18 protein-coding genes are annotated in these 14,699 nt (G+C 36.5%); 15 read left to right on the forward strand and 3 right to left on the reverse strand.

Annotation, left to right across the window (positions count from 1 at the left end):
- Window positions 1–200: 200 nt before the first annotated feature.
- On the reverse strand, window positions 201–1,181 hold the full coding sequence (locus JZO76_RS01545) for a diacylglycerol kinase family protein (protein WP_206902423.1): 981 nt from the start codon (window positions 1,179–1,181) through the stop codon (window positions 201–203).
- A gap of 446 nt (window positions 1,182–1,627) precedes the next feature.
- Between JZO76_RS01545 and JZO76_RS01550 the strand changes: the two genes are divergently transcribed.
- Both JZO76_RS01550 and JZO76_RS01555 read left to right on the forward strand, forming a co-directional pair.
- The gene (locus JZO76_RS01550; RefSeq protein ID WP_206902424.1) at window positions 1,628–1,882 is read left to right on the forward strand and encodes a hypothetical protein; all 255 of its coding nucleotides are present in this window, start codon (window positions 1,628–1,630) and stop codon (window positions 1,880–1,882) included.
- A 60-nt stretch (window positions 1,883–1,942) separates the two neighbouring features.
- On the forward strand, window positions 1,943–2,443 hold the full coding sequence (locus tag JZO76_RS01555; RefSeq protein ID WP_396139697.1) for a QueT transporter family protein: 501 nt from the start codon (window positions 1,943–1,945) through the stop codon (window positions 2,441–2,443).
- A 123-nt stretch (window positions 2,444–2,566) separates the two neighbouring features.
- On the opposite strand, the gene cbpA is transcribed toward JZO76_RS01555, so the two are convergent.
- A complete protein-coding gene (gene cbpA, locus JZO76_RS01560) occupies window positions 2,567–3,208 on the reverse strand; it encodes a cyclic di-AMP binding protein CbpA (RefSeq protein ID WP_206902425.1) in 642 nt (213 codons plus the stop codon).
- A gap of 186 nt (window positions 3,209–3,394) precedes the next feature.
- Here cbpA and rpmG point away from each other — a divergent pair, with 186 nt between their 5' ends.
- The 11 genes from rpmG (at window position 3,395) to JZO76_RS01615 (ending at window position 11,021) form a co-directional block, all read left to right on the forward strand.
- Window positions 3,395–3,547, forward strand: coding sequence for a 50S ribosomal protein L33 (gene rpmG, locus JZO76_RS01565; protein WP_016171295.1), 153 nt, complete (start codon window positions 3,395–3,397; stop codon window positions 3,545–3,547).
- Between the two features lie 12 nt (window positions 3,548–3,559).
- Window positions 3,560–3,730: a preprotein translocase subunit SecE gene (secE, locus tag JZO76_RS01570; RefSeq protein ID WP_206902426.1), complete on the forward strand. Its 171-nt coding sequence runs from the start codon at window positions 3,560–3,562 to the stop codon at window positions 3,728–3,730.
- A 98-nt stretch (window positions 3,731–3,828) separates the two neighbouring features.
- Complete coding sequence (nusG, locus tag JZO76_RS01575) at window positions 3,829–4,371, forward strand: transcription termination/antitermination protein NusG (RefSeq protein ID WP_173103550.1); 543 nt, start codon at window positions 3,829–3,831, stop codon at window positions 4,369–4,371.
- A 421-nt stretch (window positions 4,372–4,792) separates the two neighbouring features.
- Window positions 4,793–5,227, forward strand: a complete 435-nt coding sequence (locus tag JZO76_RS01580; RefSeq protein WP_206902427.1) for a PTS sugar transporter subunit IIA — start codon at window positions 4,793–4,795, stop codon at window positions 5,225–5,227.
- A 2-nt stretch (window positions 5,228–5,229) separates the two neighbouring features.
- A complete protein-coding gene (gene yajC / locus JZO76_RS01585; protein ID WP_206902428.1) occupies window positions 5,230–5,517 on the forward strand; it encodes a preprotein translocase subunit YajC in 288 nt (95 codons plus the stop codon).
- 27 nt (window positions 5,518–5,544) lie between these two features.
- Window positions 5,545–6,027: a PTS N-acetylgalactosamine transporter subunit IIB gene (gene agaV / locus JZO76_RS01590; RefSeq protein WP_206902429.1), complete on the forward strand. Its 483-nt coding sequence runs from the start codon at window positions 5,545–5,547 to the stop codon at window positions 6,025–6,027.
- Between the two features lie 27 nt (window positions 6,028–6,054).
- On the forward strand, window positions 6,055–6,861 hold the full coding sequence (locus JZO76_RS01595) for a PTS mannose/fructose/sorbose/N-acetylgalactosamine transporter subunit IIC (RefSeq protein ID WP_206902430.1): 807 nt from the start codon (window positions 6,055–6,057) through the stop codon (window positions 6,859–6,861).
- Window positions 6,851–7,891: a PTS system mannose/fructose/sorbose family transporter subunit IID gene (locus tag JZO76_RS01600; RefSeq protein ID WP_206902431.1), complete on the forward strand. Its 1,041-nt coding sequence runs from the start codon at window positions 6,851–6,853 to the stop codon at window positions 7,889–7,891. The genes JZO76_RS01595 and JZO76_RS01600 overlap by 11 nt, the downstream gene beginning before the upstream one ends.
- Window positions 7,892–8,063: 172 nt before the next feature.
- Entirely contained in the window at window positions 8,064–8,792 is a 729-nt protein-coding gene (locus JZO76_RS01605) for a GntR family transcriptional regulator (protein WP_206902432.1), read from the forward strand.
- Window positions 8,793–8,834: 42 nt separating this feature from the next.
- Window positions 8,835–10,013, forward strand: a complete 1,179-nt coding sequence (locus JZO76_RS01610; RefSeq protein ID WP_206902433.1) for an SIS domain-containing protein — start codon at window positions 8,835–8,837, stop codon at window positions 10,011–10,013.
- 153 nt (window positions 10,014–10,166) lie between these two features.
- Window positions 10,167–11,021, forward strand: coding sequence for an alpha/beta fold hydrolase (locus JZO76_RS01615; protein ID WP_206902434.1), 855 nt, complete (start codon window positions 10,167–10,169; stop codon window positions 11,019–11,021).
- Between the two features lie 379 nt (window positions 11,022–11,400).
- Here the strand turns inward: JZO76_RS01615 and JZO76_RS01620 are convergent, their stop codons facing one another.
- The gene (locus tag JZO76_RS01620; protein ID WP_206902435.1) at window positions 11,401–11,997 is read right to left on the reverse strand and encodes a TetR/AcrR family transcriptional regulator; all 597 of its coding nucleotides are present in this window, start codon (window positions 11,995–11,997) and stop codon (window positions 11,401–11,403) included.
- Between the two features lie 184 nt (window positions 11,998–12,181).
- Here JZO76_RS01620 and JZO76_RS01625 point away from each other — a divergent pair, with 184 nt between their 5' ends.
- Both JZO76_RS01625 and JZO76_RS01630 read left to right on the forward strand, forming a co-directional pair.
- The gene (locus tag JZO76_RS01625) at window positions 12,182–13,063 is read left to right on the forward strand and encodes an ABC transporter ATP-binding protein (protein ID WP_206902436.1); all 882 of its coding nucleotides are present in this window, start codon (window positions 12,182–12,184) and stop codon (window positions 13,061–13,063) included.
- Window positions 13,064–13,071: 8 nt separating this feature from the next.
- Window positions 13,072–14,685: an ABC transporter permease gene (locus tag JZO76_RS01630; protein ID WP_206902437.1), complete on the forward strand. Its 1,614-nt coding sequence runs from the start codon at window positions 13,072–13,074 to the stop codon at window positions 14,683–14,685.
- The last annotated feature ends 14 nt before the right edge of the window (window positions 14,686–14,699 follow it).

The following is a 14,699-nucleotide window of genomic DNA, read 5'->3' on the forward strand; positions in this document are numbered from 1 at the left end:
AAATCATTTAAGTCTTTTTGTAAATTATCAGTAAAAATTTCACCAAAATATACGTTGCAGTCAAAATATACAGGTAAAATGTTATAACTAATACGCTACGTGCAGTGGTAATAAGTAGAAATTTTTAAATTTGAGTAGCAATTTAGCAATATGTTGCTCTTATTTGCAAAAGCTATGGGAATTGACGAAGTCTTCTTTATTTATTCTGGATAATACCAAATTAATTGTGGCCGGGTGGAAAAGGTGATATCAAAAGGGCGCAAGCCCATTACTTCACCATCTGCTTGACCGTATTCTGGAACAGTGGAGACAATTCTAAGTTTATGTCCGGTAAAATGGTGGTAATGTTTTGATGTTGTTAGTTTGTTGGTAATCAGACGAATAATCAACCCGAAAATTTTAATCATCGAAATTCTTTCTACTACAACCAAGTCAATATCTGAGACAGTAGCTTTTGCCATGGGCGCAATCGCCACGCCGCCACCAAAATAGGGATGATTGGTCGTAGTACATAAAAATGCTTTTTTAAACGTAAACTCTTCACCGTTGACCTCAAGTAAAATAGGGAAGCCCTTTTGTGTAAATAAAACTTTGACAATAGAGGCGATATAAGCAAAGGAACCAAGATTATATTTGTTTAACGTTTTTTTAGTCATGGAATCATTCGTAGCCGCCACAATTGCTGCATCCAAACCAATACCGATATTGTTAATTGCCAGCCCTGTTTCCGTTTGAATTTTTTCTTCATAAGTCAACGTGTTAATAATTTGTGGCTCTTTTGCCCGCTGAATTGCCCAAAAGGCTTTTTGGGGATCTTTTGGTAAGTTTATTCCCCGCGCAAAGTCATTGCCAGAGCCACCCGGGATATAGCTGACGGGAATTTCTTTGTCCATCCGGTAAAATTGATTTAAAACTTGGTGTAAAGTGCCATCACCACCAATTACGACCAGCAAAGGATAAAGTTTATCTGCATAATCTGCTTTTATTTCCCCAGTCCAACCAATTAGTTTAGAATTAGCAAGTTCTTTGGCTAATTCAGCTTCATGACCTGCATATTCGGTATAATAACTTTCGTAACTCATTTTTTGTTCATCTAATAAATTTTGAATAATCGCACCGGTTTTCTTTCCATTGCCGTTGCCTGAAACCTGATTAATCAAGAGTATGTAATGGAATTTCACAATGTTTGCTCCTCTTTTACACTTAATGCTCCATATTTTAACAGAAAAAATAGAGGAGGGAAAAGAAAAAAGCACACAAAAAAAGATCTAGTGAGTTTTTTTGTAACGTGTTACTCTTCTTGTTGCCTTTTTGTCCTTTTTATTAAGGTTCTGATGTCCACTTAATAAATGATAAACTCACTAGACCTATTCAATTAGTAAGGAGTAACTCAAATTCCCACATCCTTTAACAATTTTTTTAAGTCTCATAACAATTCTTCGTTTTGTAGAACCTACATCGTCTACGTTACTGGGAATTCCTATGACCCCTTACACTTATTTTATACCATATACGAGCACTTTTTGCAAGCGTTTACAACGGGGGTTACAATTTTTTTTGCTTTTATCTGATAACTCGTGTTTTCTTTTAGCGTTAATTTTGCTATACTCCACAGGGGAGGAAAACGATGAAATATTATCATTTAGTTGGATTTTCAGCAGTCTTATTTTTACTACAATGGGGTTGTGAAAATTTGTTAGGTTTAACTTACACCAAAGAGGCCAATTTATTTTTTGTCAGCTGTCAGATTATGGCGTTAAGCATTTATAGTCTATTTTTTTGTGTTTATTTCATTGCTAGTAAAAAACAAAGAACTAGTAAAAAGATAGCTGCTGTAGTTAAAATGGATCAAGACATCAAAAAACTTAAAAAAGCCAGTTAACCTCCCGCGGTTCATCAACCATCCCGCGTCATCAAAACTCGGAGAAAGAAGGAATAATTTGTGCAAATGAGTAAACGTAGCAGTAATGTTAAAGTTTTGGCGGTAAATGCAATTGTTGCGGCTTTATATGTCGCCCTTTCGCTTATTACGCCCTTTTCTGCGGGACCTATTCAATTTCGGGTCTCAGAAAGTTTGAATCATTTAGTTGTTTTTAATCGTAAATATTTGTGGGGAGTCTTTTTAGGCGTCGTCATTTATAATGCCTTATTTGGTTATGGTATTTTAGATGTGCTCTTTGGTGGCGCGCAGACGCTATTGGCTTTAAGTCTCACGAGCTTTTTACAAAATAAAGTCAAAGACAAAAAAGTGTTGTTAGGTCTAAATATTGCCTTTTTCACTTTTAGTATGTTCTTAATTGCTATCATGCTAATGATTACGGCTAATTTACCATTTTGGCCAACGTACTTCACTACAGCTTTAAGTGAACTGATTATTATGAGTATTTCCGCACCATTGATGTACTGGTTAAATAATAGCGTGAATTTTGATAAACAATTTTAAACGTATAGCATAAATGGACTTAGCAATTTTTTGCCAAGTCCATTTTTTTAGCTTCTGTTTTAATTTTAATCAGTAAATAGCCAAGACCTTAGCCCATATTTTCAAAAATCAGCTATGATTTTTTTATTCTGAAAGAGTTAGATCTTCAACTTCAACAACTTTGAAATTCTTACTTTCTAAATGACTAATAATTTTATCGCACAACGCTTTGTCAGTTTTGGCTGGCAGTGTAATTAATGTGCGACGAATAAATTCATCTTTACCGATATCTAAGGTAATACAGCTGGCGATGCTACTGTATTTTGCGATGATTTTACTAATAGCAGCTAAATCACCTTGTTTACCTGTTGAGGCAATTGTTAAAACGTAACTTCCCTGATCAATACTCCACGATTGGGATAACATATTTAATAAGGAACTATGAGTTAAAATACCATAAAATTCATTATTTTCATTTAAAACCGCAATATAAGGAAGTTCTTTAATCGTAAAGAATACTTTAAAGAAAGAAGAATTTACATAAATAAATTTTGTTGCATTTTTCAATAAATGAGTAACAGGTAAATTCATATCACCGCCGTTAGCTTTGTGGCGGTAAATGTGCATTTTATAAATGTTGCCGCGGAAAATTTTTTCACTTTCATCTAGAATCGGTACACAGCGGAAACCAGAATCTTCTAGAATTTCCAATGCTTCAGCCAGTGTTGCTGTTTCTTTGACCGTAGTCAAATCTCTTTTTTTATACACCATGGTTTTAAGTAACATAACAAACCCTCCATTGTCTCCAATTTAACAAATTAATCATATCATATTCTCTATAAAAAGACATAACCGACTACCTTCATTGACAGTCCGAAAAAAACATGCTAAGTTAAAGTGTACTTTTGTGAAGAAATTAACCGAAACTCGGGTAATTTTAAAAGTGTGATAAATTTGAAGGAGGCCATAAAGATGGGTGCGAAAAAAGCCGCTTTAGCCTGCTCCGTTTGCGGATCTCGTAACTACACTAAATCAGTGAGTGAAGGGAAAAAAGGCGAACGTTTGGAGATTAATAAATTTTGTAAATATTGCAATCAATATACATTGCATCGAGAAACCAAATAGGAGGCAGCAGGCATGAAATTTTTACGTAGTGTAATAGACGAAATGAAAAATGTAACATGGCCCACCAAAGCTCAGTTACGCAAAGATACATTGGTTGTCATTGAAACATCTTTGATTTTTGCTGCAATGTTTTTTGTGATGGACACTGTGATTAAGAGTGTCTTCGGCTGGATTTTAAAATAAATTAACTAGCTGAATAATACAAAAAATGCTATAATAGCCAAGAAGAAAAACTTCGGGTAACTGAGGTTTTTTTATTTTAGACAAAAGGAGCCAAACAAATGGAATCATTTGAAAGAAACTGGTATGTGCTGCACACGTATTCTGGTTATGAAAACAAAGTTAAAGCAAACATTGAATCACGGGCGCAAAGTATGGGTATGGGAGATTTTATTTTTCGCGTTGTCGTCCCAGAAGAAACTGAAAAAGAGCTAAAGAACGGTAAAGAAAAAGAAGTCGTTCATAAAACTTTTCCAGGTTATGTTTTAGTGGAAATGGTCATGACAGATGAATCGTGGTATGTAGTGCGGAATACGCCTGGTGTTACCGGTTTTGTCGGCTCACACGGTGCTGGTAGTAAACCTGCGCCTTTATTACAAGAAGAAATCAATCATATCTTACGCTCCATCGGTATGAGTACAAGAACTAGTGATTTAGAAGTCAACGTTGGTGATACAGTTAAAATCATTGAAGGTGCATTTGCTGGTTTGGAAGGGCAAGTTGCTGAAATTGATGAAGAAAAACAAAAACTAAAAGTCAACATTGATATGTTCGGCCGCGAAACAAGTACGGAATTAGATTTTGAACAAGTAGATAGCCTATAAAATAGGTTGTAATAAACTTGTCTTACATTTTTATAAAAATACCTAAGAAAGAAATGTTCAGGCTAATTGCCTGGCATACTGCAAAGTGTAAATTGGCAGTATACATTTTGGACTTAGGTATTTTTTTGTTGATCTTGAAAAATACAAGCTTATAAGACAAGTATAATTTTTTTAGATATATTGTGCTAATTATTAAAAAAATTATCAGGTTACAACCAGTTATGTATTTCCTTTACTGTTCTAAATAAATGAAGCTGTTAGTTCTTTTTTAGTTGAAATTACTTTAAAAAAACAGGATTTTTCTGATTAAGCGTGCTATTTTATTTGTTAAACTTTTTCTTGACAGATAATGTTAGCGCTTTTATAATTGGTCTGTGGTTACTACCAGATAGAGTAACAAAAGATTCAAGGAGGGGATAAGATGATTGGTTGTATATTAACTGGTCACGGTTCGTTTGCGCCGGGAGTTTACGGGGCATTAACAATGATTGCCGGAGAACAAGATTTTTTTGATGTAATTGCCTTTGAGGATGGTCAAAATGTCGATGATTTTGAAGAAAAAATGAAACAAGCGGTAAAACAATTAGATCAAACCTGTGAAGGTGTTTTAATCTTTAGCGATTTATTGGGAGGTTCACCTTTTAAAACTGCAATGATTGCAGCACAAGATTTTGATGCAGTAGAAGTTATTGCAGGTGCCAATTTACCCATGCTTATTGAAACAATTGGTTTGCGTTATGCCAATACAGACTTAGAACAATTAACACAACAAGCAATAACAGCCGGACAAACCGGTGTCGTTCATCCCAAGCTGGTTATTAAAGAAGACGAGGAATTCGGGGAAGAAGGAATTTAATTATGAGCATTTGGAACAGTATTCTGGGTGCTTCGATTGTGGTATTAATTTTTGTAATCGCTTTTGCTATTATTTATTATTTTGTGGGCGCCCGTGGCATGAAGTCACAAAAAGAGCATTTCAAAAAATTACATCAATCTCTTGCGCCAGGACAACAAGTGAAGTTTGCAAATGGGCTTTATGGCACTGTGAAAGTTATTAATCAAAAGAAGGAAACAGTGGATATTGAAGTCAAGTCAGGAACTATTATTGAAGTTTCTCGGTACGCAATTTCAGAAATCGTTAAATAAAAAACATTTAATTTAGGGGGAATTCTCATGTCAGAACCAAATATTTTATTAACACGTATTGATAATCGTTTAATTCACGGACAAGTAGCAACACAATGGAATGGTACTTTAGGAGCTAATTTGATTTTAGTAGCCAACGATAAAGTAGCAGGAGACAAAGTGCGCCAAGGATTAATGGATATGGCTGCGCCAACTGGAGTTCAAACACGGTATTTCTCGATCCAAAAGACGATCGATATCATCCACAAAGCATCACCAAAACAAAAGATCTTCATTATTGCGGAAAATCCTGAAGACGTTTTGAAATTAGTTGAAGGAGGAGTGCCAATTAAAAAATTGAATATTGGAAACATGCATATGGCAGAAGGAAAACGCCAAGTTGCGACAACGGTAGCTGTGGATGATGCAGACGTTGCAGCCTTTAAAAAATTGCAAGATTTAGGGGTGGAACTTGAAATACGCCGCGTACCAACTACAGCAGTAGAAGACAGTAGCAAACTATTCAACTAAGCTTGTGCTTAAGGAGGGAGTTTAAGAATGGATTATAATTTCATTCAGATTTTATTGGTCTTTATCGTGACGTTTGTCGCTGCAATTGACCAATTCAGTTTCTTGGAATCATTATATCAACCAATTGTTACGGGTATGGTAATTGGTCTTATTTTAGGGGATTTACAAACAGGTTTAATCGTTGGTGGTACGTATCAATTAATGACCATCGGCAATATGCCCGTTGGGGGAGCACAGCCGCCTAACGCCGTTATCGGTGGGATTATGGCCGCTATTTTATCGATTACATTGAAATTAGAACCAACTGCAGCTGTTGCAACAGCAATTCCATTTTCTTTATTAGGTCAATATGCAGTTACTTTAATTTTCTCTGCAATGTCACCAGTGATGTCTGTTGCAGATAACTACGCTCACGAAGCCAACACAAAAGGAATTGACCGCATTAACTATTTAGCGATGGCTGCAATTGGTGCTATCTTTGGTTTAATCGTTGTCTTATTCTTTATCGGTGGTGCAACTTTTGGTGAACAAGTCGTTAGTGCCATTCCTGAATGGTTAATGAAAGGTTTATCAGCTGCCGGCGGTATGATGCGTTATGTCGGTTTTGCAATTTTATTAAAAGTTATGGTTTCGCGCGATATGTGGGGCTTTTACTTTATGGGCTTTGGTCTAGCAACAATCGTAATGGCAGCTCCAAGTCTATCAGGTCCAGCCTTGATTATCTTGGCATTTATCGGTTTTGCGTTAGCCTTCTGGGATTACCAAATCCAATCTAAATTCAAAACAGCAACAGCCAATGCAAATGACTTCGGAGGTGACGAAGATGGCATATAATATTCCAGATACGTATCAAGATCAATCAGTCGGCGAAACACTGGATAAGAAAACGTTAAATAAAATGGTTTGGCGTTCATTGTTCTTACAAGCATCTTTTAACTATGAACGGATGCAAGCAGGTGGCTGGTTATATGGTATTTTACCAGGCTTGAAAAAAATTCATAAAAACAAAGATGACTTGGCAGCTTCCATGAGTCACAACCTTGAATTTTTCAACACCCATCCATTTTTAGTAACTTTTGTTATGGGGATTGTTTTATCACTAGAACAAAATAAAGCAGATATTCCAACAATTCGTGCCGTTCGTGTCGCTGCGATGGGACCTTTAGGTGGGATTGGGGATGCCTTATTCTGGTTTACCTTAGTACCGATTACTGCTGGTATTACTTCAAACATGGCTATCAGTGGTAATATCGCCGCACCATTTATTTTCTTACTTGTTTTCAATATTGCCCAATTTGCGTTACGTTTCTTCTTGATGAACTGGTCTTATAAACTAGGAACAGATGCTATTGGTGTCTTAACCGAAAATGCCAAAGAATTTACGCGGGCAGCAAGTATTTTAGGTATCTTCGTCGTAGGTTCACTAACTTGTGTTTACGGTGCTACAAAAGTAAACGTTCAAATTCCAAACGGTGAAACAAATGCTGTTCATTCTGTAACAACAGTTGTCCCTGCTGGGGAAGAACACAAATATGATGAATATATCTTCAAAAAAGATGACAGTGGTAAATTGACAGAAGAAGTGCAAGCGGCAGCTGAAGGTGAAAAAGCCTTAGGCGTAGTTAAATTGCCTTCAGGGGATTTTGAAGTAACCTTCAACCGTAATGAAACAACTCCGGTTACGATTGATATTCAAAAAATCTTAGACGGTATTTTACCACAAATGATTCCATTAGCTATGACTTTACTTTTATACTTCTTATTATCAAAACGTGGCTGGACACCATTGAAATGTATCTTGTTACTATTGGTAATTGGTTTAGTAGGCTCAGGCTTTGGTATTTGGCCTAATATTTGGCCTTAAAAAAACTTTGACAGATTATACCACTTATCCGTAGTTGATAAGTGGTATTTTTTTAGGTGGTGGTCTAGATAAAGTTTTAAAATAAAGCGTTTTATTTACTATTTCTATTGACTTTATAGGCCTTAGAAGATAAACTCATACTGTGGTAGTAACCAGTTAGAGGAGGTGTCATATGACCCGAGCAAAAAAACAACCTTTGTACGATCAATTAGTCGAATTATTAAAAGAAAAAATTGAAAATGAATACGAAGCCAATATGATGCTACCTTCTGAACGGGAATTATCAGATGTGTATGGTTTAAGTCGCACAACGGTTCGCTTGGCATTACAAGAGTTAGAAAAAATTGGCTATATTTATCGGCAACACGGCAAAGGAACTTTTGTATCTGACTTAAAAGAGTCCAGTTTCAATTTGCAGAGTATGTATAGTTTTACCGAGCAAATGAAATCTTTGGGGCGACATCCAGAAACGAGAGTTTTGGATTTTGAAACAATCGAAGCCAACAAATTTTTAGCTACGAAATTTAATGTCAAATTAGGAACGAAATTAATAAAAATGAAGCGTCTCAGAAGTGCTGATGGCGAACCATTAATGCTAGAACGCACCTATTTACCGCTAAATAAATTTTTATCCTTAACCAAAGAAGATTTAGATCAAAAAGCCTTATACGATATTTTTCGCGAAGATTATAATGAGATTGTCAAAGTAGCCGAAGAAGAGCTATTTGCCAATATTGCACGACCAAAAGATGCGCCTTTTTTAGATATTAGAGAAGGAGCGCCGGTGTTGACTTTAATGCGCAAAACTTATAATCAAGCCAATGAAATAATCGAGTTCACCTATAGTGTTGCCCGTGCGGATCACTTTCGCTATAAAATCGTACATCACAATGGCAATTAAAGAGCAAATAAGATCACGTTTGTAAATTAAAGGAGGATTACAATGTTTCAACTGACAGCAGCAGAATTAACTAAAATGGGAGCAGAAATTACCACCCGTGAAATTAAGCAACAACCAGAATTATGGCAAGAAGCATTTTCTTATTATAAAGAAAATCAAAAAAGAATTAACAATTTTTTATCAGAAGTAAAAGATGCCGCACATGGTAAAATCCGCGTTGTTTTCACTGGTGCGGGGACTTCTCAATATGTAGGCGATACAGTAAAACCTTATTTAAGTAAAGTAGGAGATAACCGTAAATTTATCTTTGAAAGTATCGGGACAACTGATATCGTGGCTTCTCCGGCTGAATATTTACATCCAGATGATTGGACTATTTTAGTATCATTTGCCCGCAGTGGAAATTCACCAGAAAGTGTGGCCGCTGTGGATGTGGCCAATAAATTCGTGAAAAATTTACGTCATATTACCATTACTTGTGCTCCAGAAGGACAATTGGCAAAAGCGGCTACCGATGATGCCCACAATTTATTATTAATGATGCCCGCTCGTGCCAATGACCAAGGTTTTGCTATGACTGGAAGTTTTTCTTGTATGGCGCTAAGCGCATTATTAGTCTTTGATGAAAGTAACGACTTCACTCAAAAAGAAGATTACGTCAATGCAATGACGACCTTAGGCAATGAAGCAATCGCTAGAGAAGCTGAGGTACAAAAAATTATCGATTTAGACTTTGAACGTATCGTCTATCTTGGTTCTGGCAGTCTATCTGGTTTAACCCGGGAAGCTTCCTTGAAAGTATTGGAATTAACTGCTGGGAAAATGGCTACGATCTTTGATTCTTCAATGGGATTTCGTCATGGTCCAAAATCATTTATTAATGATAAAACAATTATGTTTGTTTTTGTGAACAACGATGAATATACGCGTCAATACGATGTTGATATTTTAGAAGAGGTGCATGCAGATAAAATTGCGCCATCTGTTTTAGGAATTACTCAAAAGGCAGCAGAATCAAACTTTAGTGGTGATAACTTTGTTTTTGAAACAAGTGATGTGAAATTACCAGACGGATACGCAGCGTTGCCATTTTTAATTGTAGCCCAAACAGTTTCGCTGTTAGCCTCTATTAAAGTTGGGAATACACCAGATACACCGTCTCCTACTGGCACGGTTAACCGGGTTGTTAAAGGAGTAACGATTCACCCTTTTGAAGCATAAATTGAATACAAAGTCTGACTCCCGTGTTTTTTACGGGGGTCTTTTTTTTTAGACGAGAAGCACAATGGGATAGGCAAAGAATTCCTTAAAAATAGCTATAATTTTCGTCAGCAGGTTATTGTAGCGTATAATTAGGCGAAAGGAAGTGAAGACATGAAGAAGATACTCACAGTGCTTATTTTATTGTTGGCTTTGGCTGGCTGTGGTGGAAATGAAAAAAAAGCCAATCCTACTGCTAAAGCGCAAATACAACCAAAGACGAGTGTAATCCTTAAAAAAAGTGCGGTACCCACGCTATTTATCCACGGTTATAGCGGTACTAAAAATTCTTTCGGTGGTATGTTGCAACGTCTAGAAACAAGTAACTTAGCCAAAAAAGAGTTGATTATGACCGTCTCTAAAGAAGGTTCAATCACAACAACAGGGACACTGAGTGGTAAAAAAGATAATCCGATGATTCAAGTCATCTTTCAAGATAATAAAAATACGGAATGGTCACAATCTGAATGGTTGTATAATTGTTTGGCTGATTTAAAAAAAATGGGGGTTGAATCGGTCAATTTGGTAGGACATTCGATGGGTGGCGTTTCAGGATTGCGGTATATGATGAGTTATCCTGACGATCCGTCACAGCCTGAAATTTTAAAATTTGTGGCGATTGGTGCACCTTTCAATGATTTTTTAGACACTAGTAGCAATCAAGATATGGCCGACTTATTAAAAAATGGGCCTACTGAAGTTTCTAGTCGTTACCAAGATTACCAAAAATTAGCAGCCAATTTAGCTAAAAATACGAAAATTTTACTTTTAGCTGGACAGTTAGATGAAAATACGTTTAATGATGAAATGGTCCCAACTACGAGTGCTCTAGCAGTGAATGCCTTACTAAAACAAACCAACAGCGTGACAACCCAAATTTTTTATGGTCCCAACGCACAGCATAGTCAACTGCACGAAAATAAGGAAGTCGATAAAAAAGTTTCAGACTTCTTATGGCCAAAGAGCTGACTTGCAAAGCCAGACAACCAGAAAAGCTTTTCGGACTTGGTCAGCGCTCGAAAAATAAGCGTGGAATTGCCAGAAATTGTTTCTCAAATTTCTTGAAATTTCACCTTATTTCTTAGAGGGCTAGTGCGCAAAGCCAGACAACCAGAAAAGCTTTTCGGACTTGGTCAGCGCTCGAAAAATAAGCGTGGAATTGCCAGAAATTGTTGCTCAAATTTCTTGAAATTTCGCCTTATTTCTTAGAGGGCTAGTGCGTAAAGCCAGACAGTGCTAAGCGGTCAAATCACTATTTATCTTTTGAAAAATGTATCTCTTCTTTATAGTGAAGATAGTGAAGGAAATAAACGAGCCAATCACGGCGCACAAGGCGTGATTGGCTCGTTTATTTTTCCGGTGCTAAGCCTTTTAGTAAAACTTCGCTCCACTCTGCAATGTAAGGCAATGCACGAGTATAAATTGCTGGTTCGGCAATGCCTGCGATCATTGATTCAGTGTAAATAAAGAGAAATTCATCGGTATACTTCGGATCAATAAATCCTTCTTTTCGTCCTTGTTGAAATAAGGTGAGGAGTGTTTCATTGCTTTTTTTTGCATAGCCGTTCATGAATTCAGCTAATTCTTTATCTTCTGTTTGCGAATAATAAGCCATAAGATCAAGATAAAATTGTTGACTAACATGGTCTAAGCGGTTGATTTTTAGCTGTGTTAAGGCGGTAAAAGTATCTGGAAAAGATCTTTTTTCTTGCAAAGTTTTTTCTGCGTCATAAGCCATTTCGGCCATAAAGTTTTTAAACACCATTTTAATTAAATTATCCTTGGATTGAAAATATTTAAAAATCGTAGCTTTTGAAATATTGGTTGCAGCAGTTACTTTATCAATGGTTAGAGCCTTGCTTCCTTCGGGTCCATTCATTATTTCCGCTGCTGCTTTTAAGATGGCGTGCTTTTTTTGGGCACTTCTTTTTTCAAAACCGTTCAATTTTGTGCCTCCTTTTTAATCCATTACTACTTATATTATAGTAAAATAATTTTAAACTGCAAATTAAAAATAAGTTCAAAAGTAGGGGGTTTTTGATTGACATTTTCAACTGAGATGCATAATATTGAACTCGTATTAAGTAAATAGTTCAAAAATATTTTTTTGGAAAAAGGGAGACTTAAAAATGACGCAGTTAATTGAAATCAATAACTTGCAAAAAAGTTTTGGGAAGTTTCAAGCATTAAAGGATGTAAGTTTTGCGGTTGCTCCAGGAGAAGTGGTGGGATTCATTGGCCCCAATGGTGCTGGAAAATCGACAACGATTCGAACGATTTTGGGCATCTTAAAAAAAGATGCGGGCCATGTTCAAGTATTTGGCAAAGATGCTTGGCAAGATAGTATCGAAATTCATAAACGACTATCCTACGTTCCAGGGGATGTCGCCTTGTGGGGAAATTTAACCGGTGGGGAAATTATCGACTTATTTATGAAGTTGCATGGAGGCGGTAGTTTACAAAAGCGAGATGAATTAATTCAAAAATTTGAATTAGATCCACGAAAGAAGGCCAAAAGCTATTCAAAAGGGAACAGGCAAAAGGTCGGGTTGATTGCTGCGTTGTCGGTTGATTCCGATCTTTATATTTTAGATGAACCAACATCTGGTTTAGACCCCCTAATGGAGGCTGTTTTCCAAGATGAGGTAGAAAAAATAAAAAATGCTGGTAAATCTATTTTATTATCTTCTCATATTTTAAGTGAAGTAGAGCGCTTAGCAGATAAAGTTGTTATTATTCGTGAAGGCAAAATAGTAGAAACCGGCACACTCCAAGAATTGCGACATTTGACGCGTTCTACGGTTTCACTCGTTGCAAAAGGCGATGTGGCAAGTTTAGCTGATGTTACTGGTGTTTACGATTTCAGTCAAAAAGGAACAGAAGTAAAATTTGCGATCGATAATAAAGCGTTAAATACTATTTTAGCCGCGGTAGCAAAATTTGAAGTTGAAAAATTTGAAGTTGTACCGCCGACACTGGAAGATTTGTTTATCAGACATTATGAAGGGTGATGGCAGCAATGGCAGAGAAATTTTCACAATGGAATTTATTATTTTTTCAATTTCTAAAACGCGATTGGAAGAAAATTGTTGTTTGGTTACTGGGTTTAGGGTTATTTAGCGGTGGCTTTGTCTCCGCCTTTGAAGAACTTTCAAAAGGACAAGGGTTAGTGGGAATGTATCACACGATGCAAAATCCAGCCATGATTGCGATGATTGGCACAACACCCGTCTCTGATGCAAAAGCATATACGATTGGTGCAATGTATGCCAATGAAATGCTGCTGTTTTGCGGTTTATTTGCTATGGTAGTGGCCGCTTTACATGTTATTAGTCATACTAGAAAAGAAGAAGAACAAGGTTTAACAGAATTAATTCGTTCATTTCGTGTCGGACGACAAGCCAATTCGCTAGCTGTTTTACTTGAAACTTTTCTAATTAATGTTGTCTTGGGATTATTTATCGGTATTTTAATGGCATCATTTCATGCTACAAGTATCGATCTAAAAGGAAGTTTATTGTTTGGGGCATCAGTAGCATTAGCCGGTATATTGGGTGCTGTGATTGGATTGTTATTCGCACAAATTATGCCTTCATCAGCAGGTGCAACAGGCGCCAGCCTCGGATTTATTGGTCTGTTGTACATGGTGCGGGCTGTAACGGATATCAGTAATGGTGATTTATCAAAATTAAATCCTCTTTCCTGGACGTATCTTACGTACCCATTTACGAAGAATAGTTGGTCTTATCTGATAATTGGCTTGATTTTTAGTCTGATCATAATGTTATGTAGCTTCTATTTAGAAGGAAAACGAGATTATAATGCAGGCTTTTTACCAGAAAAAGAAGGGCGCAAAAATGCTAGCAGAGCACTTTTGTCTATACCAGGTTGGTATTGGCGTATTAATGCTGGCATGATCATCAGTTGGCTTGTTGGTTTTGCAGTGATGGGAGCAGCTTATGGTTCTGTTTATCAGGATATGCAAAGCTTCATGGAAGGTAATGAATTAATAAAACAAATGTTTGTGCATACGGGTGGAAGTTTAGCTGAATCCTTTACTGGCACGATCATGATGGTGATGGTAGCGTTAGTGGTGATTTTACCTGTTGCGATTTTAAACAAATTATTCACCGAAGAAAGCAGTGGGCGTATGAGTCAGTTGTTTTCGACTAAAGTTTCTCGTTTAAAACTTTATGGTAATAGTGTTTTATTAGCTATAATCAGTGGTGTGGCTGGGGTTTTCATTAGTTCAGCTTGTCTAGGAGCAACAGCAGTTAGCGTTATGAAAGAAAATGCAACAATGCCGATACAAGAATTTTTTGAAGCTGGTTTTAATTTATTACCAGTCGTCTTGTTCTTTGCTAGTTTAGCGGCATTATGTTTAGGCTTTGCACCAAAAATTAGCAAAGTTATTTACGCATATCTGGGTTATTCCTTTGCGCTAAGTTATTTTGGTGGTATTTTAGATTTACCAGATTGGTTTAGTAATACTTCTGCTTTAAAATGGTTGCCACAGCTGCCTGTAGCAGATTTTGATTTTACCCGTTTTGTTGTGATTAGCTTAATTAGTTGTGGTTTATTTATAGTTGGATTTATTGGTTATAATCGTCGCGACTTACAAGAATCGGCTTAACAAAAAGCATTATG

The organism is Candidatus Enterococcus myersii, assembly GCF_017316025.1.
Classification (GTDB): Bacteria; Bacillota; Bacilli; order Lactobacillales; family Enterococcaceae; genus Enterococcus_C; species Enterococcus_C montenegrensis.

What these genes read in the sequence shown, in the direction of transcription:
- yajC (WP_206902428.1), top strand. Translation starts at nt 5,230, where the DNA reads ATGAGCATTTGGAACAGTATTCTGGGTGCTTCGATTGTGGTATTAATT.
- JZO76_RS01580 (WP_206902427.1), top strand. Translation starts at nt 4,793, where the DNA reads ATGATTGGTTGTATATTAACTGGTCACGGTTCGTTTGCGCCGGGAGTT.
- agaV (WP_206902429.1), top strand. Translation starts at nt 5,545, where the DNA reads ATGTCAGAACCAAATATTTTATTAACACGTATTGATAATCGTTTAATT.
- JZO76_RS01600 (WP_206902431.1), top strand. Translation starts at nt 6,851, where the DNA reads ATGGCATATAATATTCCAGATACGTATCAAGATCAATCAGTCGGCGAA.
- JZO76_RS01550 (WP_206902424.1), top strand. Translation starts at nt 1,628, where the DNA reads ATGAAATATTATCATTTAGTTGGATTTTCAGCAGTCTTATTTTTACTA.
- rpmG (WP_016171295.1), top strand. Translation starts at nt 3,395, where the DNA reads ATGGGTGCGAAAAAAGCCGCTTTAGCCTGCTCCGTTTGCGGATCTCGT.
- JZO76_RS01610 (WP_206902433.1), top strand. Translation starts at nt 8,835, where the DNA reads ATGTTTCAACTGACAGCAGCAGAATTAACTAAAATGGGAGCAGAAATT.
- JZO76_RS01630 (WP_206902437.1), top strand. Translation starts at nt 13,072, where the DNA reads ATGGCAGAGAAATTTTCACAATGGAATTTATTATTTTTTCAATTTCTA.
- JZO76_RS01595 (WP_206902430.1), top strand. Translation starts at nt 6,055, where the DNA reads ATGGATTATAATTTCATTCAGATTTTATTGGTCTTTATCGTGACGTTT.
- nusG (WP_173103550.1), top strand. Translation starts at nt 3,829, where the DNA reads ATGGAATCATTTGAAAGAAACTGGTATGTGCTGCACACGTATTCTGGT.
- JZO76_RS01615 (WP_206902434.1), top strand. Translation starts at nt 10,167, where the DNA reads ATGAAGAAGATACTCACAGTGCTTATTTTATTGTTGGCTTTGGCTGGC.
- JZO76_RS01605 (WP_206902432.1), top strand. Translation starts at nt 8,064, where the DNA reads ATGACCCGAGCAAAAAAACAACCTTTGTACGATCAATTAGTCGAATTA.
- cbpA (WP_206902425.1), bottom strand. Translation starts at nt 3,208, where the DNA reads ATGTTACTTAAAACCATGGTGTATAAAAAAAGAGATTTGACTACGGTC.
- JZO76_RS01625 (WP_206902436.1), top strand. Translation starts at nt 12,182, where the DNA reads ATGACGCAGTTAATTGAAATCAATAACTTGCAAAAAAGTTTTGGGAAG.
- secE (WP_206902426.1), top strand. Translation starts at nt 3,560, where the DNA reads ATGAAATTTTTACGTAGTGTAATAGACGAAATGAAAAATGTAACATGG.